Below are 21,657 nucleotides of genomic sequence, written 5' to 3'. Positions count from 1 at the left end.
ATGCAAGGGAAGTGAGAGAAAAAAGGTCGAAATATCCTTTAAAAAACAATGCTGGTCACCTTAAGTGACCAGCATTAGGCTTTATGCCTCCGTTTTTTACGTCCGAGATTAACTGAAAATATCGCAAATAAAGGGAAATATTTGCATATAAACTTCAATATCAAAAATTTGATTTAAGTCTGCTGAGACTAAGTGCAATTTTTTGCTGCGGATTCAGACGGATAATAGTTTATTTTTTCGGCCTTATTGTGCATCGGGGGCCGTGGTGTTACATATGAGCCACTTTTTGCCACAGGAATGACTTTTTGTTGCGCTCACTCCTTTCAAGCTCTCTGTTCCGTATTGATCTGCGCCGCCTGATCCTGATTTTAGCCGTGATGAGCGCCTTTGTGACGCTCGCCAATAGCTTTTATGCCAGCTATCGTGTTCAGCGCCAGTTACTTATCGACAATACGCTCGAAGAGAACCGCGTTTACGCGACGAAACTGGCCGCCAGCACCGAACAGTTTCTGAAAAGTATGCAGAAACAGCTCGCCTACAGCAGTGTGATCGCGGCGAGACATTTTGACGATCCTGCCGTTCTGCAATCTGAAACCGCACGCCTCAAATACCAGACTGACAGCTTTAACTCCGTGGTACTCACCAATGCGCAGGGACGGATCCTGGCGACGTCGCCAGACAGCCTGCAACTTGTGGGCCATATCCTCAATACCCCCGGTGCTATTCAGGCTCTGAATGAACGGCGTCCGCTTATCAGTCAGCCCTATATTTCAGCGGCTCAGAATCTGGTGATTGTGATTTCTACGCCGGTTATCACGGCAGAGGGCAAATACCTGGGGTATATCGCCGGCACCATCTACCTGCGCCAGAAGAGCATTTTGAATGAGTTGCTGGGCGAGCATTATTATCGCGATGGTTCTTATATTGCCGTGCTCGATAAAGAGCGACGTATTCTCTATCACCCGGATGCCTATCGCATCGGGGAAGTGGTTAAGCCCCGTCCGCTGACCGAAGCAGCCAGAAAAGAATCCAACGGTAGCCTGATGGTCACTAATCTGGCGGGGCAGAACATGCTCGCCGGTTATGCCGTCGTACCGTCTTCTGGCTGGGAAATTGTCACGCAGCGACCGACCGACTCGACGCTTAAACCGCTCGAAGGGCTGATGGTCAAAGTGCTTAAACACCTGACACCGCTGGCGCTGCTGACGCTGATTTGTGTCTGGCTGTTCTCCCGGATGATCGCCCGTCCGCTCTGGTTACTGGCGCGCAGTGCGAACGAAATGGATAAACCGGATATTTCTACCAACATCCGTGAAATCCCGTCCTGGTATTTCGAGTCGAACCAGCTCAAACGAGCCTTGCTGATCGGCATTAATTTATTGCAGAAGAAAATTGGTAAACTGAAATTCGAGACGCAGACCGATCCGATGACTGGGCTGTTTAACCGTCGCGGGCTGGCGATGGCGCTGGAATCTGTGGTGCAGATGCGTCAGCAGTTTTCTGCCATAGCGCTGGATATCGATCACTTTAAGACGATCAATGATTCCTACGGCCATGATACCGGTGATGAAGTGATCCAATCACTGGCCGAACAAATCCGCCATAACGCCCGTGAAAGTGACATTCTGTGCCGCGTGGGGGGGGAAGAGTTTCTGGTATTGCTGCCAGATACCACCCTGGCTGAAGCACAAATGATTGCCGAACGCCTGCGTCAGAACGTGGAAAACCTAGTGCTGCCGGGGATCCGCCCAATCACCATTTCACTAGGTGTTTCTTACTGGAATCAGCAGCAGGGCGAACCGGAGACGTCATTGAAACGAGCCGATGAGGCGTTATATAAAGCCAAGCAGGAAGGGCGTAACCGCGTAGTTGTCGGGCCGCAATAACGGTTTACTCAGTCAGGGCTCTATCTGCCCTGACAGGGTTATTTAGCAATGAACAAATAATGCTGTGGCAGAAAATGTCACATCAGGTATCCGGCTGTCATTTTGCGCTCTGTAAGCAGGTACTGCCTCTGTTACTCACCACGCCATCAGAAGCCCCGCGCAGGCGGGCATTTGAGTTAAGCAACGGTTACATCTGCCTGCACCGGCAGTTAACAGCTCATTGAACAACGGTTTACCTTGCCTGCCGTCCGCGGGCAACGTCTCACTTTCTTTAACTCTGCTAAACTTAATGTCAGTAACCGGCGAGGATTTTCTTACTTCGCTGTCTCCGGTTATTTTCCACCCGTGAAGAAGGATGCCGCTATGACGCATCAAGAACAATTGCAGGCCCTGATGGTTCGCATTGACGCGCTGGAACAACGTGAAAGACAACTGACTTATGCCTCAAATGCCTATCAGGCCATTTTGACGACATTGCTGGGGATCCTGGACAAACCCACGCGTGACAAGCTGATCAGCATGGTCGATCAGGCGCATGATGTGGCTTATGCCAAAGCCAGTCTGGAGCAGAAGGGAAACATTCTCGGCGCAGATGATATTACGCAGCGCATTTTCTTATTTGCGCAGGGGCGTGCGGCGCAATCCAAATAATGGCAGGCTGATGATGGTTTAACGACTCGTTACCCGAAAAGGTCGCGAGGATTTTGTGTTGCCGTCATTCAGGAACGACGGTCGGTTTTCAGCATATTGATGGCGGCACCGAGCAGAATGCGGCGCTGGACGCCGGTCGCCGTGATCAGTTGTTCATCGAGATACCCAATCAGCGCATCGGCACTTAACGGCTCACCTCTGTGGCGCATCTGAATTACGCCATCACCAATAATTCGCGCGACTTCATCCCAAAGCGGTTGTATCTCACTTTCCGAGAATTTCATAACAGCTCCCGTTTGTGTGATTTACGTACAATCTACCATCTGAGTGGCGCGTGGCAAGTCTGATCACGGAGGCGGGGAAGTCACAGGCAGAGAAGGTAAGAATGATTTCTCCTTCCGTAAAGCGTCAACGGAAGGAGAAATAGGCTGTTGTTAATGCTTAATTACGTACAAGTCTTTGGTGTAAATGTAATTCAGCAGGCTGTCGTTGAAGCCCCCGACATACGGTTTTACCAGACGTGCGCTGACATAGTGATACAGCGGAATAACCGGTGATTGTTCGGACAGTATCTGCTCTGCCTGCTGATAAGCTTTGCCAACGTCGGCTTTGTCGGTGGCTTTCAGTGCATCATTCAGTGCCTGATCATAAGCCGCATTGCTGAATTTTGGCGTGTTCTCGCTGTTGCCGGTACGCAAGGTATTCAGGAAAGTGGAAGGCTCGTTATAGTCCGCTATCCAGGCGTAACGCACGACTTCATACGTTCCCTGATGCATGGTATCGAGCATAGTTTTCCATTCCTGATTTTGTAATACGGCGTCCACACCCAGATTCTTTTTCCACATTGAGGCCGCGGCAATCGCAATGCGCTGATGCGCTTCTGACGTGTTGTAGAGCAGGTTAAATTTCAGCGGATGGTCCGGGCCGAAACCGGCTTCGGTCAGCAACTTTTTAGCTTCTGCGTTACGTTGGTCTTGCGTCAGGCTGGCTTCTTTTGGTTTGGCGAAAGTAAAGCCACCGGTGTTATCCGGCGATAAATGCCATGCCGGAATTTGCCCCTGGCCTAACACTTTATCGGCAATAATCGACTTATCAATCGCCAGATTCAACGCTTTACGTACGCGCACATCGTTAAACGGCGGCTTCTGCGTGTTCATCGCATAGTAATAGACGGCGAGATAAGGGCTGACGTGAACCTGTGAGCTCAGCTCTTTCTTCAGTGAGGCATACAGCGGCGAAGGCACGGTATAAGTGATGTCGATTTCGCCGGCTTTGTAGCGGTTAACATCTGCCGTGCCTGAAGCGATCGGTAAATACGTCACTTTATTAATGACCGTATGCGCGTTATCCCAGTAGTTCGGGTTGCGTACAGCGGTGATGCGCTCGTTGACTGTCCAGGTATCAAGCTTGAAGGGACCACTGCTGACCAGATTTCCCGGCTGGGTCCATTTATCGCCGTATTTCTCGACATCTGCCTGGCTGATTGGCGAAAGGGAAGGGTGCGCCAGCATACCGAGGAAATAGGAAAGCGGCTGATCAAGGGTGATTTCAAGCGTTTGTTTATCCAGCGCTTTGATTCCTAACTGATCGGCGGTCTTTTTACCGTCAATAATCTCTGCGGCATTCAGCACATGCATGCTGCCAAGATAACTTTCATAAGGTGAGGCAGTCTTCGGGTCGATCAGGCGTTGCCAGCTGAAGACCACATCCTGCGCGGTAATAGGTGAGCCGTCAGACCAGACAATGCCGGGGCGCAAATGGAAAACCCAGGTTTTGTTGTCTTTGGTTTCCCAACTGCCAGCGAGTGATGGCTGAGCATCGCCCTTACTGTCTATGGTGACTAACCCGGCAAACAAATCACTGATGATGTTGAATTCCACATCGCTTTCCACTTTGTGCGGATCAAGAGATGCTGGTTCACTGCCATTGTTACGGACAATTTCCTGTTTGGCCGCCAGCTCTACACCTGCGGGAACGGTCGCAGCGTAGGTGGTAAATGAAGCCATAAAAGTGGTAGAGAGAAGAAGCGCGAGGGGGATTTTTTTAAAGCTTCCATAAGTTTTACGTATCGTCATTGCCATTTCCTGCCCTGTCAATATGGTTAAATATCAATGATTAACAGGGTATTCATACCTTTGTTCTGACACTTTAGCAATCTTTATGAGACTTTTGTTATTACTCTGTGAAAGGCAACACAGTGGATCAGAAATCGGCATTTTCGTGCGCAGGGATCCAGTAGCCATCAATAAAATCTTCGATAGGATAGCACCCGGCCTGCCGTAAGCCTTGCTGGTACATTGCAACGGTACATTGTTTCTGAGTGTTAAAGGCATCCACCACCAGGTCTTCACATCCTCCGCCCAGATAACAAATGGTCAAAACTAGAGCGAACATAGCGCGTCTCCTTCTTTGTCATCAGATTAAGCATAGAACTAATGTGCGCGTAACAAAATGTAAGAACGTGCGTTTGCTGGATATTTGTTCGGTTGAAAAGAGGGAAGGAAGCAGAAATGGCAGAAAAGAGAATTTCCATAAAGGGCATGATATCCTCGCGACCATAATTTTTATGAATGACGTAATGGAAGGAGCAGCTCATGTCCGAATCTTTAAACAGAGAACAGGAAATCGAATCTGATCTGGTGGCATGCCAGTTGGTGATTAAGCAAATTCTGGATGTGATTGAAATCATTGCGCCAGCAGAAGTGCGCGAAAAGATGTCCCATCAGCTGAAAAGTATTGATTTCAGCAAGCATCCGGCAGGTGCCGATCCGGTGACCAAACGTGCAATTGAAAAAGCGATTTCATTAATTGAACTGAAATTCACTAAGCACGATAGCTGATCAATGACAGCATAAAAATGATAGTCATGCCCGTGCTGACGGGCATGACAAGCTAAAAATGTGTGTTATTTATTGTCGACCACTTCGCCGATTTTTTTGAATATCGGACAGTTCGCTACACCAATGACTCCGCTGTCTGAATGAATATACTGAGAGCTGACAATCCCTCTGGCCGTTAAGTACTGGCACTTCAGGCCTAATCCCGCCGCATTCTCGCTACTGCCGACCGTTACGCCGTACCCTGAAAAAAGAAAAATGGCATAAATCACGGCCAGCACAATAATCGTCTTGACGATACCCATTCTGAAACTCCCTAAATATCTGTTCCTGAATTATTCAGGATATTGATAAGCATAGTAGAAGTTATTTTTATCAGAATGTCATTGCTGATGTATCTGAATCCGAAAAAGGCAAAAAAATGACCCCTGAAAAGGGGCCATTTTATTGACAGAACGAATGCTCAGACCTGCAAATTACCAGCGGTATTTCATACCGGCGTTTGCTGCCCAAGGCTGATCAACATCGCTGCCGCCAAGGTAGTTAGCACCTGCGTAGATGGTGAAGTTTTTGCTCATGTCGAACTGAGCGCCTAAACCAACGCGTACCGCTGAACCATCAATGCCGTTATCGATACGGTCACCGTTGATGTCGGCATCGTTGTTAGCATCTTCATAGACATAGGCCAGCGTTGCGTAAGGGCTGACGGCCTGGTTAGCACCCAGGTCGAAGGTATAACCGATGTTGGTACCTAACTCATAACGCATGCTGTCATAAGCCTGATCGCTGACTTGCATGTTGTTGCTCATGCTGTAGTCATCATTGCCAATGAATACACCGGTGGTGCTGGCATACGGAGTCAGGTAAGCTTGTGGTGCGAATTTCCAGTCGTAACCGGCTTTCAGACCAAAGCCCCATGCATCCGTTGAACTATCACCAGACACCTGCTGACCATCACTCATGGTGCTGTCAGTAGAGTTGTTGAAGTGGCTATAGCTCAAAGAGGTATCAACGAACAAGCCATTTTTGAAGTCCAGGCTTGAATATACGCGAGCTGACTGGCTGTCTGTATCTGCATCAGCATCATCCATAGACAAACTGGATTTTGCGAAGCTTGCCGCCATACCGACCAGCCATTGACGATCGCCGCCACCTTCAGTGACTTTATCCAGGCCGATCATAATACCGTTGATGTCCTGATCGTAATCAACTACGCCGTTGTCACCATTTTGATGGCCACCGAAGTAGTTGACCCACACGCCGCCTTTGTCATCACCTTGGGTGTGACGTGAGCTGTCCATACGGTTGCTCAGGGTATCCTGCTCCATGTTCCAGGTTTCAGCATTAGAAGAAGGCAGGCTCAGAGCGGCGTTTGCCGTAGAGGTGATCCCTTGCTTAGCCAGAACGACAGTGTCGCCCTGTTGTTGAGCCTGGTATTTGTAGGCACCCAGATCAGCAGTGTTTGCATGAGTAAAGGTAGCGTTGCCGCCGTAGGTGCGGATCAGCTCTTTATTTTCGTAATCAGCAACACGGCCTTCACCGGTCGCGTTATTGACACGAACCTGATAGTTACCGTTAGTCACGCCATTAACTGCAAGGTGACCGTCGGAATTGATACCCACAGTACCGCGATCATAAACATAATCAGCAGCAGTATTATCGCGGGCGTTGTTCATATCGGAATTCAGTACGAACTCACGGCTGCCCACGTTGAAGGTACCGTCATCAGTCAGCACCATATTGTGCGTATCGACCTGGCCTGCGCCTAAGTTCAGCTCAGAACCGTTGCCTACGGTAATGGTGTTTGCATACAGAGACGCGGTTTCTTCGGTCAGGGTTGCTTTACTGCCTGAGCTCAGATTAAGGGCGTCAGTATAAACCTCACCATGTGCAGCAATTTTCAGGCTTGATGCATTAGTCAGGGAAATATTGTCGGCCAGCAGGGCAGAGTCAACAACATTGACCTGTGACTGATTGTTCACTGTCAGATTATCGATGTTAGAATACTTAGTGGTATCCCATTCAGAACCGTTGTTCAGTGCGACATTGAACAGCCCGCTCTGATAGACCTGATCACCACTCAGGTAACCCGTTGTAGTATTGAATACTGAACCAGGCCAGATGCTGTTAGTGCTACGGTCGTACAGCATTGCATCAGCCTGCACATTAGAGGTCGCTGCGCCTACCCATTTGCTGCCATTATCCAGGGTCAGATTAAGTTCGTCAGTATCATCCCAGCCGTTGGTATCAGGTACGCCATCACCGTTGTTGTCGTGACCGCCAACATAGTAATTATGATCAAAGCTGCTTTCGAAATAGACGTCGCCGGAGATTGTTGAGTTATTGAAAACAGCAGTTGTTTTCATTGCGTTATCAGCGGCAGAGTTAGCAATTACGGAAAGTGCGATATCGTCAGCCGCAGTGCCTGAGGCACTGATATTACCGTAGTCACTTGGTTTATCTGACTGGCCGTAGAAACCCGTGGTTTCTAATTCAGTGTATGAACCTGAGGTCAGCACAGAATCATTTACTGTCAGGGTATTATCAAAAGTATTACTGTTATTAACATCAGTATCTACCCACTGATAGCCCTGTGACAGTGCAATACCGGCAACGTGAGAATTATTCTGGATAAGAATATTACTTTCCTGATCCAATGTAACCGCAACGCCCATATCGTAGGTGTTAATGTGGTCATGGTCACGGACTTTATCTGCATCAGTTACGTCATAATCAAAATGTTCGTAAGTATCATTGATAGTAGAATTATCAATGGTCAGTTGCAAAGGTGACTGGTCGTAATCATTACGTACATCGCCGCATTCAGTCGTTATGCACTCGGAAGTGATCATCCCGTTAACGGTTGTGTTAGTAATATTCAGCGTATTATTGGTGCCGTTATCAAAACCCAGATAGTAGGTAGAAAGAACACCGTTCACGACAGAATTATTGATAGAAGAGTAGATGTCTCCCCCGGTGTAACTGGTGTTTGCACCGTCATTGTCGACATAACCGCGGTAGCCGATATGACTCGCCAGTGCGGAGTCATGATAGAAGGTATCGTAGACGGTACCGGAGATATCAGCAGACATCGCCGCAGGTGCAGTTACCGCAACAGCGCAGGCCAGCGCTATTTTAGAAACGAAGAACTTTTTATTCCATGCATGCATTTATTAATCCCTCAACAAAAAATAGTCAGCATGAATCAGCTGGTAATTATTTCAGCCACTATGCTTTCATTTATATAACAGAAGAGACAGAAGAACTGTTCGACGGCGGGATGATATTTTAATGCATGGTGTAATTCAATAAAGAAGTTCCAGTGAAAATTAATTAAATGATGAGATTTATATTTTATTTTCAGGTTTTTTTGCTTTTTAATTTCCTATTAAAGCAAAATACTTTCTTTATGCTTTCTAAATAAAACGCATTTTTTATAAAAAACTATAGTTAACCAGGCAGTACCTGATGCCGATTTAAGAGCGTGTTGGATGTTTTCCGCTGAATGAACCGCTTTTCCAGAGATTATGCTTTGTGATGAATGGCTTTTATCTTTTCCTGTTGTTTCTCTATGCAGCGTTTTAATGTATGAGTAATGAAGTTCATTTTTAAGAAAATCAGAAGGTGAAGTTTTTTTTTGAAAGGGGAATGATTAAGTTGCTTTATTTGATGCAGGTCAACTCTTGCTTAATAGGTATATATAGATAAAATGTATGCATTTCTATATATGATTTACGTATGTGATTATTGCAGGATGTTTAGCCTGTAAAGCCGATGCTTTGTTATATCGCTGTTTAAGATTTTCGTCGTACTATGTCTGTCTGTTCATTCATCCGTTGGACGTCGCCTTTGAGCCCTGATAGACGCTGTTTAAACCAAAAGAGACCTGCCATCAAATTGAAAAAACCTGTTTTCAATGTCAGGAGGGTCGTCACGTTTGTCCTTTTCCTGCTCATTTGCATTGGCCTTTACCTGCTTGCGCTCAACAGCTATTGCGATCAGGGAGGGAATTTTGATCTGGGCGTATGTGCGATCACCTCCTTCATCCCTTTTTAAGGGAATTATGCCTGAAATCATGAACTGTCGGCAGCCGGCGTTAAGAAAAGCCTGTTTTTTCGTTAAGAGATTTGTGAATGACTTCCCTGATCTGCCGGTGATGGTAAGATGAAGGCTCTGAAAATTCAGTGGTAGGGTCGTCAATGTTTGATTTCGCAATGGGCCAAAACAGCCTGGCTTCATTGGTGCTGTGCGCACTCTCAGCTTTGCTATTTCTGCTGGTGTGGTTTTTTATAAGCCGGGCCAGTGTCAGGGCAAATGAACAAATAGCTTTGTTGCAGGAGATAGCTGAGCAGCAACGCCAGCAAACCGAGTTGCTCAAGGTTCTCGCTGCACAGGCGCGAGGCAAATTGCCTCCTGTTGAAGCAGAAGATGATTCTGCTCTCAGCCTGCGTGGTTTTATTCCTGAAAGATAATCTTGTTCCGTAAGCCCGCCTTCTGGCGGGTTTCCCCTGCGGCTAAACCTTCATAAATCTGTCTTATTCTTCCGGTAGTCTCCACGCATGTGCCTTGCAGGATGGAAGAACTAATGATCAAATGGTCGGAAGAAAACGATAGCGAAGTCAACCACAACATTGCTTTACTGACGGGAGAGGAACCTGAGAAGTGGTATCCCTACGGTGGTATGAAGGGCAAAGATTATTGCAACAACCCCTCCGACGCGTGGCCGATTATTTGCGCCAACAAAATCAGCATCAATTTTAAAGAGTTGCAGAGCGATCCGCTCTGGCTGGCTGAGATAAGCAGCCCGAATGGGCAGTGGCAGGCGCAAAGCAAACGGCCTCTTCGTGCAGCAATGGTATGTTTCCTGCTTAGTAAGACTTGCGCATAATCAAAAGCGCAGAGATACTCAGATTGTGACAAAGTTTTGCAAAGAAGTGATTCGAATAAGCGTCGCATAAAGCGATGCGTATCAAGTGATTAATGTTTCCTCATTTTGACAGTTGTGTCTAAGGCGGAGTCCATTATGAAGCGCATCATTAAAGGTGATAAAACTCTTTCCCATCTGGTGGTTGCTCATGCAGCTATCGACAGTCATGAAAAAGCCTACGGCAAACGCCGGCAGGGTTGGCCTTCTACCTATCTTATTAAGTATAAAGATGCGCGTGTTGCAGTCGAAGTCGTGACCCGCAGACAATCCTATGTTGCAACCCTCATGATCGGCGCCAGAAATCTGACCAAACTTTGCGGTATGCCTGCCTGAAAACAGGAATACATCCCCGTAATCTCAAACCGTGTCGTTAAACTGACACGGTTTTGTTTTATACCGGCTTTCTCATCAGCTGGCGGCGGTAAATATTTCCCCGACGGAAAGGGCGCTTCAGTAACCCCGAAATCAGGCTGAAAAGGTCAAGCATCAGCAGCATTGTGCCGGTGATCGCCAGAACCATCAGCGTCAGAACAGCGAAACCGGTGACTTTCAGCGAAACGGGAACTTTCACCCGGCGAAAACGCGAATTGAGCCACAGGCGTCCGTATTGAGTCTGGATCTGCATAATATGCGTGAGTCGCGCAGCAAATGAGCGACGGCGTTGAGTTGTGTTCCTGGTCATAAATTTCCTCCTTTTTGAATGTCCTCAGTAAAACACACAGTTATTAAGATTTTCTTAACCTCATTCAGCTGCTGAATTGGCACATAATTTTTCACTTTCTGCCTGTAGTGCGATTAATAAATATGCTACTTAAAATGATGTGATCACACATTCGTTCAAACCGTAAAGTTTTCCTGTGGAGTCTTATGCCTGGTAAAAATCCCTATTACGACCCTTCAAAATCTCATCATACGCCCGACGGTTTCACCAATGCCGAACCGCAGAACCGGCAGGAGGGGGATTTCAAACGCTGGAGAAAAGAACGTAAAGCTCTTCGTCTGCCCGCGCCACCAGAAAAGGGCTATGAACATTTCATCAGCCAGTGGTGGCAGAGTGCTGATTTTAGCGGAACGGATGATCGCTTATGGTTTTTAGGGCATGCATGTTTATTGCTACGGGTGGCCGGACGTTACGTTCTTATGGATCCCGCACTGTCGGCGCGAGCGTCGCCGCTGAGCTTCTACGGACCTAAACGTAAAACGCCCGTTGCTGCAACGGTTGAAATGTTGCCTCCGATCGACGTGGTGTTATTTTCACATAATCACTATGACCATCTGGATCGCGCGACCGTGCGCAAGCTCCTGCGACGTTTTCCAGATGTGCAGTTTATGGTGCCTTTAGGTATGAAACCGTGGCTCGAACGGCGCGGAGCACGGTATATCGAAGAACTTGACTGGTGGCAGGAACATCAGTTTGGTGATCTGACTTTTTCAGCCGTGCCTGCACGCCACTGGAGCATGCGGACATTTTGGGATCGTAATCAGTCCCTGTGGTGTGGTTGGGTCGTCAGAAACGCTGATTTCCGGTTCTATTTTTCCGGAGACAGTGGCTACAGCAATCAGTTTGAACTCATTGGCCAGCGTCTCGGACCTTTCGATTTAGCCGCAATCCCTGTCGGTGCCTATGCACCAAGATGGTTCATGAGCGCGCAACACATGGATCCGCAGCAAGCTGTGACAGTCTTTTCACAATTGCGTTGTCAGAAAGCCGTTCCGATCCATTGGGGTGTTTTTGAATTAGCGGATGACTCACTGGATCAACCTTTAAACGAATTAGCGCAAGCTATATCTCAAAGTGACTCGCCTGAAATGGCATTTAAACCCTTAAAAATTGGCGCAAGCATTTCTAAAGATTGAATATCATTTGTCGGTTCTCAGGAGAGAGCAAAGTGCAATTATTGATTTATTAAATGAGAAGTATTATCACTTATAGGTGTGCATATACGAAGGCATACCATGTGAAGGGGTTACTGATATGTTAATTAATTTCCAGGGAAAGAGGATTATCCCGTACCGGTTATTTATCTGATGAAATAATTATTTGTATCAGGACGCGCTTAAACCCGCTGGCCGGTGGTCATCCCCGGGATTGCTTAAGATACAGTGCATTATGCTGATAGTGTTGCAACACTGCGTTCGTCAGTCCCGGCATGGGGTGCCGGACAGTGGCTCACAGTTTGTCCGCTTTCCGGCGAATCAGAATGATAATATGAGATTTTGATCACGGTAATTAATACTAAATTTTCATATTGATATTTTATATATGAATAAGCCTGTTAAGAATCTTTGCGCAAGTGTTATACCGATTTAACCAACGCGTAAACTTCAATTCATTATAATGTCAAAAATGAGACTATTAGAAAAATGTATTAGAAGTGCGGGGGGGTTAGAATTGAAATCCGAAGGGGAAGGGGATTTTTTTTGTATTATCTGATGCAGGCCAAAGGCGCACAGTTAAGGTGCATTTATTGTGTGATCCCTCAAGTTTTGCACCATTTTATCTCTCTGTAGCCTAATTGATTATTGCATAACCAGTCATATTGCCGGGTCATGAGTTCTTCCGGTTGCCCGTTCTGTTGCACAACTGTTCATTTTGCCCGACAGACGCGCCCTCACCCGAACGTGACCTTGCTGCAGATGCAACTTTATCACGTCGAATCAGGTCATCAGGAAAAGCTTTTAGTCAGTATTGACAATAAAAATTCAAATAAAGGTGTGTTTTACGCTTACGGTTCTGCATTAAATGATCAATAATCAAAAACAGGTCGTTATTGTTTTGTTTGATATGCAGGTAAAACTGCAAAGCAGAAAAAAGCATGTCTATCAACATATTTCAGCATAACTGAACACTAAGTGCCTTTAACCGGCTCAAATATGTGCGACATGTCCATCACTGATTAAAAATGGCTTGCCATCGAATTCAGAGTATGTGATAACGCATCTGGGTAAAACGAGGTACAGTTCTGTATATGTGTGGCATTTTCAGTATAGAAGTTCTGAGTAAAGACGTTCACGTTGAATACCGCTTCTCTGCCGATTCTAATCTTAGTGCCTCAAGCAGTAACGACTCTAGTTTGTCTATGTAACGCCTACGGGCGGTTTAAACAATCCAAAGGAAATACTCAAGATGGCAAAGATCAAAGGTCAAGTTAAGTGGTTCAACGAGTCTAAAGGTTTCGGTTTCATTACTCCTGCTGACGGCAGCAAAGACGTGTTCGTACACTTCTCTGCAATCCAGGGTAACGGCTTCAAAACTCTGGCTGAAGGCCAGAACGTAGAGTTCGAAATCCAAGACGGCCAGAAAGGCCCGTCAGCAGTTAACGTAACTGCAATCTAAGCAGCGCCAGCTGTAAAAAACCCGCCAAGGCGGGTTTTTTTGTGTCTGCTTTTCATGAATATAGCGGATTTATTGCCAGACAACTTTACCGCAGTATCATAATGGCGGATTGCTGATTGCGTCCGCTGATGCCCGGATGCGAAGGGTCTTTTTCCCGCTGATGGCTGTTGCGCCGAAAACTGGTGTATTTGAATCCTGTCCCCGCTGTTGTGAAACCCGCCGTTGTACAAATCGTGCAACTGCCTGCGTGGTCAATAGCGGCAAATCCCAAAGCTTCCAGTTTAGCCTGTGCAATCGCAGCCAGATTAAGATGACGATGACGGGGTGAAATCAGGGCAGGGGGTAAATCGAGTTGTTGCATAAATGTATCAATCAACTCCTGACTGACTTCGTAACAGCAGGCCTGCGCCGCAGGGCCAATGGAGACAATCCAGTCACGGGTATCACCCGACTGATTAATCCGCTGCGCCATTTTCTCCAGAATTCCGTCGATAATCCCCCGCCAGCCAGCGTGAACAGCAGCTACCTGTTTGCCATCTTTGCGACAAAAAATCACCGGCAGGCAGTCCGCGGTAAATACGGCCAGCAGAACACCGGGCACGGAAGTGATAAACCCGTCAGCTTCACCGCAATCCTGTCCGGGCTGGGTTACATCAACAATCCGGGTGCCATGAACCTGCTTCTTTTCCGGGCGAGTGGCTTCAAAGGCTTGCAGATGAGCAGGGAGTAAGGATTCTTTGTCACCGAAGCCATGCAAAACGCCGGGGATGTGGCTGAGTAAAACTGAGCTGTCACTCATCTCGTGTCTCGGTCAGGAAAATGATATGGCTTCAGTGTAGCTGCCTTTTATGCGCACTTTCCAGCAGTTGCAACCACAAGGCGCCTTCTTTAGACTTAACCCTATTGCGAACTTTCGCCTCCTCAGACTTTCCTTGCAGGTTTCTCCATGACGTATCAGTGCCCGCTTTGTTTCCAGCCGCTTACGCTGACAGGTCAGCAATGGCGTTGCCCGGCCAATCATCAGTTTGATCATGCCAAAGAGGGTTACGTGAATCTGATGCCCGTACAGCACAAACGCTCGAAGCAACCGGGTGACAGCCCGGAAATGATGATTTCGCGTCGTGCCTTTCTTGACGCTGGGCATTATCAGCCTTTGCGGGACCGTCTGTCGGATATCCTCGATGAAGTCATTCCTGAAGATGCGCAGGCGTTACTCGATATCGGCTGCGGGGAAGGGTATTACACCGCGGCTTTTGCTGAACGGTTAGTGCAGCATCGCAGGCTGGAAGTCTATGGCCTGGACGTGGCCAAAGTGGCTATCCGTTATGCCGCCAAACGCTATCACGATGTGTCTTTTTGCGTGGCGTCCAGCCACCGCCTGCCCTTTGCAGACAGCTCGCTGGATGCGGTTATTCGCATTTATGCGCCCTGTAAGGCTCAGGAACTGTACCGGGCCATTAAACCCGGTGGTTTAGTGGTGACGGTCGCACCGGGTCCGCGTCACTTATACCAGCTGAAAGGTCTTATCTATCAGGACGTGCAATTGCACGCCGAACTGGATGAACAACTGGATGGTTTTGAACGGGTAAGCACTGAGGCGCTTTCCTATGACATGAGTCTTACAGGCGAGCGGGCATTTGATTTATTGCAGATGACGCCTTTCGCATGGCGGGCAACAGAAGACGTGATGGCTGATTTAAAGGCTCAGACAGCCTTTGAATGTGAAACAGATTTCCTCATACGGATACATCAGCGCGTTTCGGTGTAATCAGTGCAAATAACCCGGATGCCCGAACAGGATATTCAGTCCTATTCCGATTAGCACCACGCCACCTAAAACTTCGGCCCATTTGCCTAACAGCGGGCCGATAAAGCGGCCTGCCATAATCCCTAACGTGGACATCAGCAGAGTCGCCATACCGATAAAGAGTGCGGTCTGGATGATGTTCACTTCCAGTAGTGCCAATCCCACGCCGATTGCCAGTGCATCCAGACTTGTGCCAATCGCCGTGGCGGCCAGGATCCAGATACTATGGCGCGCTGCCGTCGTAAGGCTTTCATCGGGCTTGTTTTTCAGCCCCTGGGCAATCATTCGTGTGCCAAGTATAACCAGCAGGATAAACGCGACCCAGTGACTCCATTGCGTGATGTACTGGCTGGCAAATAAACCCAGACCCCAACCAATCAGCGGTGTTATCGCTTCAATAACACCGAATATCAGGCCAGTGCGGAGCGCTTCACGCAGGCAAGGGCGGTGAAGGACTGCGCCTTTACCGATGGACGCAGCAAAGGCATCCATTGACATGCCAAAAGCCAGAATAAGCGTTGCGGATAAGTTCACGAGTATATCCCCCAATAACGGCGCAACCTTATCATGATATTTTTATGCACGACAACACCAAATAAAATAGGGTTTTTTATATCCGGGCTTGAATTAATATTTTGCAGGTAAAAGCGTTTTTAAATGTAGGGTTAAATAACAATCAAGTTAGTGTGGTGATATTACTGATAAGCTTAAGTAGAAAAGCCATAAATATGCCTATGGCTATAACTGATAGAGGGGTGGTCATGATTTAACTTACTGATTTTCAACCATTAATTTGTATATTTTTTCAAGATCGTCAAGTTTGTTAACGCGAATTAATAACTTTTTCTGTTCTAATTCAAATGCCAGTACACCGTCTTCTGAAAGGTTCATGCTGCGGATCCTGTCATAGGTGATGAAGGTGTTCGCGAAATAAAAACCCTCCGGTTTGAACAGCATTTTTGGCCAGCGGATGAATGAAAGATAGAAAGCAATCAGGCCCAGTCCAATTAACAGGTAATTCGTTACAGCAGTACCGTTAGCATGGATATTGTTATATAGCAGGATTGCCAGCAGACCGATGAAGATAATGGAATCCAGTTTATTACGACGTCTGAGATTCACACGCAGGCGTGTTTCACCATTTTTGGTCCCCATGATGAACTCATCGTAAATGGCGTAGGCCAGTAACAGGAGGATGAATAACGCGAGGACAATATCGGTAACAGACATGAAAACTCCAGCTTACGGCCACAAAAGGCAAATCAAAAAACAGCAAAATCAGGTCATAAAAAAACCGGGGGAGTGATCCCCCGGTTTAGCGGTTATCAGAGACCTAACAGGCCAATCCAGTAACCGAAGATGCCGATGGCGAAGAAGCCAATGATAATCCACAAGGCGTTAACTTTCTTACGCAGCAGCCACATACAGCCGAAGGTCAGCAGTAATGGCACCAGGCCAGGCATCAGCTGATCCAGAATCGTCTGGACAGTGGTAACCGTAGTATGGCCTGTCTGGTCAGTGATCTTTGAGACCACCAGCGGAATGTTAACGTGCGTCCATTTATTAACCAGGGCCCCCATGACAAAGAGGCCGAGAATTGACGCCCCCTCAGTCAGTTTCTGTAAGAAGCCGCCGCCCATATCGTTAACGATATCGACACCTTTTTTGTAGCCGTAAGACACGCCGTAGTAGCGGGTCAGCAGACGTACAAGGTTAAACAGAACGAAGAACAGTAAAGGACCCAGCAGGCTGCCGGTCATCGCGATACCCGCGCCAAGTGCAGCAAACACCGGACGTACAGTACCCCAGAAGATCGGGTCACCCACACCAGCCAGAGGACCCATCAGACCGACTTTCAGGCCGTTGATGGCCGCGTCGTCGATAGGTGCGCCGTTGGCACGCTGTTCTTCCATCGCCAGCGTTACACCCAGTACAGGGGCGGCAACGTAAGGATGGGTGTTAAAGAATTCCAGGTGGCGTTTGATTGCCGCTTTGCGATCGTCATTGTTTTCAGGGTAAAGACGACGGATGGCAGGCACCATACAGAAACAGAAGCCAAGCGCCTGCATACGTTCGAAGTTCCATGACCCCTGGAAAAGGTTGGAGCGCATAAACACACCGCGAATATCGCTGGCCGTGAGTTTTTTAACTGCAGTTTGATCAACCATGTCCTTCACCCTTAATCCAATTCGTTGTCGAGATCGTTAACACCCGGTGCCGCAGTTGCTTGCGCAGACTTGTTGTATTTCGGGCTCAACTGGATGTAAAGAATAGCCATCACCACACCAATCACACCCAGTGCAACCAGGTTGAAGTTGGTGAATGCAGCAGTAACGAAACCAAGGTAGAAGAATGGCATCAGGTAGCCGGCACGCATCATGTTGATAACCATGGCGTAACCAACCACAACGATCATACCACCGGCAATATTCAGACCGTTGGTGACCACTTCAGGGATAGAAGCCAGCAGGTCATGAACAACCGCAGTACCCACAGACACAGCAACAATCACCGCAGGGATTGCGATACGCATTGCCTGCAGAATCAGCGCAGAAACGTGGATCCAGGTAATGGCGTTCAGGTTACCTTTCTCAGCCGCTTTATCCGCTGCGTGCTGGAAGGCGACAGTGATAGTACGAACGATAATGGTTAATACCTGACCGGCCGCCGCCAGCGGGATAGCCAGTGCGATACCGGCACCGACAGACTGTCCACCTGCGATAACCAGAATGGTAGAAATGATCGAGGCGAGGGCGGCATCCGGTGCAACAGCAGCACCGATATTCATCCAGCCAAGTGCAATCATTTCCAATGTACCGCCGATGATGATCCCGGTTTTAACATCACCAAGAACAAAACCGATCAAAGTACAGGCAACTAACGGGCGGTGAAACTGAAATTCATCCAGGATCGAACCCATCCCGGCAATACATGCAACAATAAATATCAGCACAATTTGTAGTGTGGTGATCTCCATTGCACTTCTCCTATGACCAAAGGACGCTGAGGTTAAACAGGCACATCAGGCAGATAACGTTGATGTCATCTGCACATTGGCGATGTGCTTATTAATTCATCTTATTAATGAGATCCATCATCTTGAGGCGCGAGTCTGTAGAGACTTTACGCACTTCAAGTTCGATACCTTTTTCATTCAATTTCTTGAAAGCTTCGATATCTTTTTCGTCGACAGATACTGCGTTATTCACCTGAGTTTTACCCTGACGGAAAGCCATACCACCGATGTTGATGGTGGTAAATTTCACGCCACCCTCAACCAGACGCAGGACGTCAGTTGGGTTAGTGAACAAGAACATGACGCGGTCGCCAGCGTATTTTGGGTTATCCCAGACACGGATGGCTTTTGCGACGTCGACAACGTGTGCAGTAACACCAGGAGGAGCAACCTGAGTCAGCAACGTTTTACGCACGGTATCGGCAGCTACTTCGTCGCTGACAACAATAATGCGGCTGACGTTGGTTTCTTTGGTCCAGCGGGTCGCTACCTGGCCATGAATCAAACGGTCATCGATTCGGGCAAGGCCGATTTTCATATGATCGTTCGGACCGGCAGGTTTAGCCGGGGCAGCTGCTTTTGGCGCAGGGGCGGCAGCAGGAGCAGAAGCTTGGGCAGCAGGTTCAGGAGTTTTCAGTGCTTTCACACCGATACGACCTGTTTCTACCGCAATGGCAACCAGTTCTGCGAAAGAAGGGTTGTCATCGCGAGCCATGAAAGTTTCTGCCAGCATTGGGATGTTCACACCGGTCACAACTTCGTAATTTTCTTTATCGACAACAATACGGCTGGCAGCATTGAACGGGCTGCCACCCCAGGTGTCGACCAGGAAAAGGACGCCGCTGCTGGTATCTAAACCACCCAACTTTGCCGTGTACTTTTCGATCAGGGTTTCGGCGTTCTCGCCGGGAACGAAATCGATGTAGGCGACATTATCTTGTTCACCTAAAATCATTTCCGCTGTTTTCAGCAACTGCTCAGCTGCTGACCCGTGCGTGCCGATGATAATAGCAATACTCACTCGCTACCTCCTCTGTTAACTCTTGAAAGAGTTATGCACATAAGTAATGGTGCTGATGATATCCGCCCGTTTTTATTCCTGAGGCGGACAGGGCAATCCCTGCGTACAAACGTTCCTTAATTTCTGATAAGACTGCGAAACTGTAAAATTGCCGAACCTCAACAGGTTGAGCGACGTGATTTATTTTAGTGCGTGAAAAAATAATTTTTGTGACGGTTGTCCGTTATTCAACGACGTATTGTGAATACGCTTTCACATCGCGTAATAAAACAGCATAGATGTTTCAGAATGATACTGATCGTAAAAAAACACACTTTATTCAAATATTCATTCCTGATAGAGTGATTTTCCGAATCATTGAACAGGAGTACCGGGCCTCAGCCCTCCCTATGGACTGTCACCGACGTCACTATTCTTCGCATTATCACCTCATTCTTACCGGCAAATCCGCCCCAATAGGCCTGATTACTGCCGCACTGAAACCGCTTTCATCTGACATTTTTGTCGTGACACCGTCTGGCAAGTCTTCCGGCCGCCTGACGTCACGCGTTTCTTTGCGTCATTTTTCTTTAACTCATTGCGGAGTCTGACATGGAATTTTTGATGGACCCTTCAATCTGGGTCGGTTTGCTGACGCTTGTCGTACTGGAAATTGTTCTGGGTATCGACAACCTTGTTTTTATTGCCATTCTTGCCGACAAACTGCCACCCAAGCAGCGCGATAAGGCCCGTATCATCGGTCTTTCGCTGGCGCTGATTATGCGTCTGGGTCTGCTGTCGCTGATTTCGTGGATGGTCAAGCTGACCACGCCGCTGTTTAGCATCGCGCAGTTCAGCTTCTCGGGGCGGGACCTGATCCTGCTGGTCGGTGGTCTGTTCCTGTTGTTTAAAGCCACAACGGAGCTGCATGAACGGCTGGAAGGGCATGACGAACAGGGAACCCCGAACCGCGGCTATGCCAGTTTCTGGTCCGTGGTGGCGCAGATTGTAGTGCTCGATGCAGTCTTCTCGCTGGATGCGGTGATCACCGCCGTCGGTATGGTGAATAATCTGGCTGTGATGATGACAGCCGTCGTGATTGCCATGGGTGTGATGTTGCTGGCGTCCAAATCGCTGACGCGTTTTGTGAACAATCATCCGACGGTGGTGGTGCTGTGTCTCAGCTTCCTGTTGATGATTGGTCTGAGCCTGATAGCGGAAGGTTTTGGTTTCCATATTCCTAAGGGTTACCTGTACGCGGCGATCGGCTTCTCTATTCTGATTGAGTTGTTCAACCAGATCGCACGCCGTAACTTCCTGAAAAGCCAGTCTAACCGTCCGATGCGTGAGCGCACCGCCGAGGCGATTCAGCGTCTGATGGGCGGGAAACGCCAGCATCAGAATGAAGATGAGCCGGCCGGTGATGTGCTGCCTGCTTCAGAAGCGTTCGCAGAAGAAGAACGTCATATGATCACCGGAGTTCTGACACTGGCATCGCGTTCTCTGCGCAGCATTATGACGCCGCGCACCGAGATTTCGTGGGTGGACTGTGAAAAGTCGCCTGCTGAAATCCGCAACCAGTTGCTGGATACGCCGCACAGTTTGTTCCCGATTTGTCGCCATTCCCTGGATGACGTGATCGGTGTGGTGCGGGCGAAAGACCTGCTGGTGGCGCTGGAAAACGGTGAGAGCATTGTGGCTTTCGCTGAAAAAACGCCGCCGATTGTGGTGCCGGAAACCATGGATGTGATCAACCTGCTGGCGGTATTGCGTAAAGCCAAAGGTCGTCTGGTGGTAGTGAGTAATGAGTTTGGGGTGATTCAGGGGCTGGTGACGCCACTGGACGTGCTGGAAGCTATTGCCGGCGAATTCCCGGATGAAGATGAAACGCCAGACGTGATTGCTGACGGTGAGTCCTGGATAGCGAAAGGCGGCACGGACTTGCACCTTCTTCAGCAAATCCTCGACGTTAAAAATCTGGTGAATGCGGATGATGATTTTGCTTCGCTGGCCGGATTGCTGCTGTCGAAATCAGGCCAGATGCCTGTTGCGGGCGAAGTCATCGAAATGGCGTCGCTGCACTTTGAGATCCTCGAGGTGACAGACTATCGCATCGAGCATGTCCGTATTACCCGGATTAAGTCAGAAGACGAGTGGGACGAAAACCACTAAATCTGGCGCAATATCTGAATGCAA

At 48.1% G+C, this 21,657-nt stretch carries 24 protein-coding genes; 12 read left to right on the top strand and 12 right to left on the bottom strand.

The genetic code is table 11. The features are described 5' to 3' along the window. Positions 1 to 377 precede the first annotated feature (377 nt). Together D6C13_RS06930 and D6C13_RS06925 are read left to right on the top strand one after the other, a co-directional pair. Entirely contained in the window at positions 378 to 1,886 is a 1,509-nt protein-coding gene (locus D6C13_RS06930; RefSeq protein ID WP_120132077.1) for a sensor domain-containing diguanylate cyclase, read from the top strand. Positions 1,887 to 2,249: 363 nt separating this feature from the next. Further along, complete coding sequence (locus D6C13_RS06925) at positions 2,250 to 2,537, top strand: hypothetical protein (RefSeq protein ID WP_120132063.1); 288 nt, start codon at positions 2,250 to 2,252, stop codon at positions 2,535 to 2,537. Positions 2,538 to 2,605: 68 nt separating this feature from the next. On the opposite strand, the gene D6C13_RS06920 is transcribed toward D6C13_RS06925, so the two are convergent. The 3 genes from D6C13_RS06920 to D6C13_RS06910 all read right to left on the bottom strand — a co-directional run bounded on the left by D6C13_RS06920 (position 2,606) and on the right by D6C13_RS06910 (position 4,931). Then, positions 2,606 to 2,821 (bottom strand): hypothetical protein, encoded by a 216-nt coding sequence (locus D6C13_RS06920; RefSeq protein ID WP_120132062.1) that lies wholly within the window; start codon positions 2,819 to 2,821, stop codon positions 2,606 to 2,608. A gap of 150 nt (positions 2,822 to 2,971) precedes the next feature. After that, positions 2,972 to 4,612 carry an ABC transporter substrate-binding protein gene (locus D6C13_RS06915; protein WP_120132061.1) on the bottom strand — a complete coding sequence of 547 codons (1,641 nt, stop codon included), beginning with the start codon at positions 4,610 to 4,612 and terminating at the stop codon, positions 2,972 to 2,974. 127 nt (positions 4,613 to 4,739) lie between these two features. Continuing rightward, entirely contained in the window at positions 4,740 to 4,931 is a 192-nt protein-coding gene (locus D6C13_RS06910; RefSeq protein ID WP_120132060.1) for a YdfD/YebW family protein, read from the bottom strand. Positions 4,932 to 5,131: 200 nt separating this feature from the next. Here D6C13_RS06910 and D6C13_RS06905 point away from each other — a divergent pair, with 200 nt between their 5' ends. Next, positions 5,132 to 5,377, top strand: a complete 246-nt coding sequence (locus D6C13_RS06905) for a DUF2766 family protein (RefSeq protein ID WP_015697897.1) — start codon at positions 5,132 to 5,134, stop codon at positions 5,375 to 5,377. Between the two features lie 65 nt (positions 5,378 to 5,442). Here D6C13_RS06905 and D6C13_RS06900 read toward each other — a convergent pair whose 3' ends face one another. Further along, positions 5,443 to 5,679 (bottom strand): YobH family protein, encoded by a 237-nt coding sequence (locus D6C13_RS06900; protein ID WP_120132059.1) that lies wholly within the window; start codon positions 5,677 to 5,679, stop codon positions 5,443 to 5,445. Positions 5,680 to 5,850: 171 nt separating this feature from the next. Next, on the bottom strand, positions 5,851 to 8,544 hold the full coding sequence (locus D6C13_RS06895; RefSeq protein WP_120132058.1) for an autotransporter outer membrane beta-barrel domain-containing protein: 2,694 nt from the start codon (positions 8,542 to 8,544) through the stop codon (positions 5,851 to 5,853). Positions 8,545 to 9,322: 778 nt separating this feature from the next. Here D6C13_RS06895 and mgrB point away from each other — a divergent pair. The 4 genes from mgrB to D6C13_RS06875 all read left to right on the top strand — a co-directional run bounded on the left by mgrB (position 9,323) and on the right by D6C13_RS06875 (position 10,634). Beyond that, positions 9,323 to 9,430: a PhoP/PhoQ regulatory lipoprotein MgrB gene (gene mgrB / locus D6C13_RS26285; RefSeq protein ID WP_482822411.1), complete on the top strand. Its 108-nt coding sequence runs from the start codon at positions 9,323 to 9,325 to the stop codon at positions 9,428 to 9,430. Between the two features lie 143 nt (positions 9,431 to 9,573). Beyond that, positions 9,574 to 9,846 carry a YebO family protein gene (locus D6C13_RS06885; protein ID WP_120132056.1) on the top strand — a complete coding sequence of 91 codons (273 nt, stop codon included), beginning with the start codon at positions 9,574 to 9,576 and terminating at the stop codon, positions 9,844 to 9,846. 113 nt (positions 9,847 to 9,959) lie between these two features. Further along, positions 9,960 to 10,262: a phage protein NinX family protein gene (locus tag D6C13_RS06880; RefSeq protein WP_120132055.1), complete on the top strand. Its 303-nt coding sequence runs from the start codon at positions 9,960 to 9,962 to the stop codon at positions 10,260 to 10,262. A 135-nt stretch (positions 10,263 to 10,397) separates the two neighbouring features. Continuing rightward, positions 10,398 to 10,634 carry a DUF4060 family protein gene (locus tag D6C13_RS06875; protein WP_013576199.1) on the top strand — a complete coding sequence of 79 codons (237 nt, stop codon included), beginning with the start codon at positions 10,398 to 10,400 and terminating at the stop codon, positions 10,632 to 10,634. A gap of 58 nt (positions 10,635 to 10,692) precedes the next feature. Here the strand turns inward: D6C13_RS06875 and D6C13_RS06870 are convergent, their stop codons facing one another. Continuing rightward, positions 10,693 to 10,983 carry a hypothetical protein gene (locus D6C13_RS06870; RefSeq protein ID WP_120132054.1) on the bottom strand — a complete coding sequence of 97 codons (291 nt, stop codon included), beginning with the start codon at positions 10,981 to 10,983 and terminating at the stop codon, positions 10,693 to 10,695. A 185-nt stretch (positions 10,984 to 11,168) separates the two neighbouring features. Between D6C13_RS06870 and D6C13_RS06865 the strand changes: the two genes are divergently transcribed. The 3 genes from D6C13_RS06865 (at position 11,169) to cspE (ending at position 13,638) form a co-directional block, all read left to right on the top strand. Continuing rightward, positions 11,169 to 12,158, top strand: a complete 990-nt coding sequence (locus D6C13_RS06865) for an MBL fold metallo-hydrolase (protein WP_120132053.1) — start codon at positions 11,169 to 11,171, stop codon at positions 12,156 to 12,158. Positions 12,159 to 13,270: 1,112 nt separating this feature from the next. Beyond that, entirely contained in the window at positions 13,271 to 13,387 is a 117-nt protein-coding gene (locus tag D6C13_RS06860) for a DUF2627 domain-containing protein (protein ID WP_071823629.1), read from the top strand. Between the two features lie 41 nt (positions 13,388 to 13,428). Continuing rightward, positions 13,429 to 13,638: a transcription antiterminator/RNA stability regulator CspE gene (gene cspE, locus D6C13_RS06855; RefSeq protein WP_002221949.1), complete on the top strand. Its 210-nt coding sequence runs from the start codon at positions 13,429 to 13,431 to the stop codon at positions 13,636 to 13,638. An 85-nt stretch (positions 13,639 to 13,723) separates the two neighbouring features. Here the strand turns inward: cspE and pgeF are convergent, their stop codons facing one another. Continuing rightward, complete coding sequence (pgeF, locus tag D6C13_RS06850) at positions 13,724 to 14,437, bottom strand: peptidoglycan editing factor PgeF (RefSeq protein WP_120132052.1); 714 nt, start codon at positions 14,435 to 14,437, stop codon at positions 13,724 to 13,726. 147 nt (positions 14,438 to 14,584) lie between these two features. Between pgeF and rlmA the strand changes: the two genes are divergently transcribed. Then, the gene (gene rlmA / locus D6C13_RS06845; RefSeq protein ID WP_120132051.1) at positions 14,585 to 15,406 is read left to right on the top strand and encodes a 23S rRNA (guanine(745)-N(1))-methyltransferase; all 822 of its coding nucleotides are present in this window, start codon (positions 14,585 to 14,587) and stop codon (positions 15,404 to 15,406) included. Here the strand turns inward: rlmA and mntP are convergent, their stop codons facing one another. The 5 genes from mntP to manX form a co-directional block, all read right to left on the bottom strand. Beyond that, on the bottom strand, positions 15,407 to 15,979 hold the full coding sequence (gene mntP / locus D6C13_RS06840) for a manganese efflux pump MntP (RefSeq protein ID WP_120132050.1): 573 nt from the start codon (positions 15,977 to 15,979) through the stop codon (positions 15,407 to 15,409). A gap of 237 nt (positions 15,980 to 16,216) precedes the next feature. Further along, positions 16,217 to 16,675, bottom strand: coding sequence for a DUF986 family protein (locus tag D6C13_RS06835; protein WP_120132049.1), 459 nt, complete (start codon positions 16,673 to 16,675; stop codon positions 16,217 to 16,219). A 95-nt stretch (positions 16,676 to 16,770) separates the two neighbouring features. Further along, the gene (locus D6C13_RS06830; protein WP_120132048.1) at positions 16,771 to 17,613 is read right to left on the bottom strand and encodes a PTS mannose transporter subunit IID; all 843 of its coding nucleotides are present in this window, start codon (positions 17,611 to 17,613) and stop codon (positions 16,771 to 16,773) included. 11 nt (positions 17,614 to 17,624) lie between these two features. Beyond that, complete coding sequence (locus D6C13_RS06825; protein ID WP_120132047.1) at positions 17,625 to 18,422, bottom strand: PTS mannose/fructose/sorbose transporter subunit IIC; 798 nt, start codon at positions 18,420 to 18,422, stop codon at positions 17,625 to 17,627. Between the two features lie 91 nt (positions 18,423 to 18,513). Further along, on the bottom strand, positions 18,514 to 19,482 hold the full coding sequence (manX, locus tag D6C13_RS06820; RefSeq protein ID WP_120132046.1) for a PTS mannose transporter subunit IIAB: 969 nt from the start codon (positions 19,480 to 19,482) through the stop codon (positions 18,514 to 18,516). 591 nt (positions 19,483 to 20,073) lie between these two features. On the opposite strand from manX, the gene D6C13_RS06815 reads away from it, so the two are divergent. After that, entirely contained in the window at positions 20,074 to 21,633 is a 1,560-nt protein-coding gene (locus D6C13_RS06815; RefSeq protein ID WP_120132045.1) for a TerC family protein, read from the top strand. The last annotated feature ends 24 nt before the right edge of the window (positions 21,634 to 21,657 follow it).

The sequence above is a fragment of the Rahnella woolbedingensis genome (assembly GCF_003602095.1).
Classification (GTDB): domain Bacteria; phylum Pseudomonadota; class Gammaproteobacteria; order Enterobacterales; family Enterobacteriaceae; genus Rahnella; species Rahnella woolbedingensis.
This window is presented reverse-complemented; position numbering and strand designations above follow the sequence as displayed.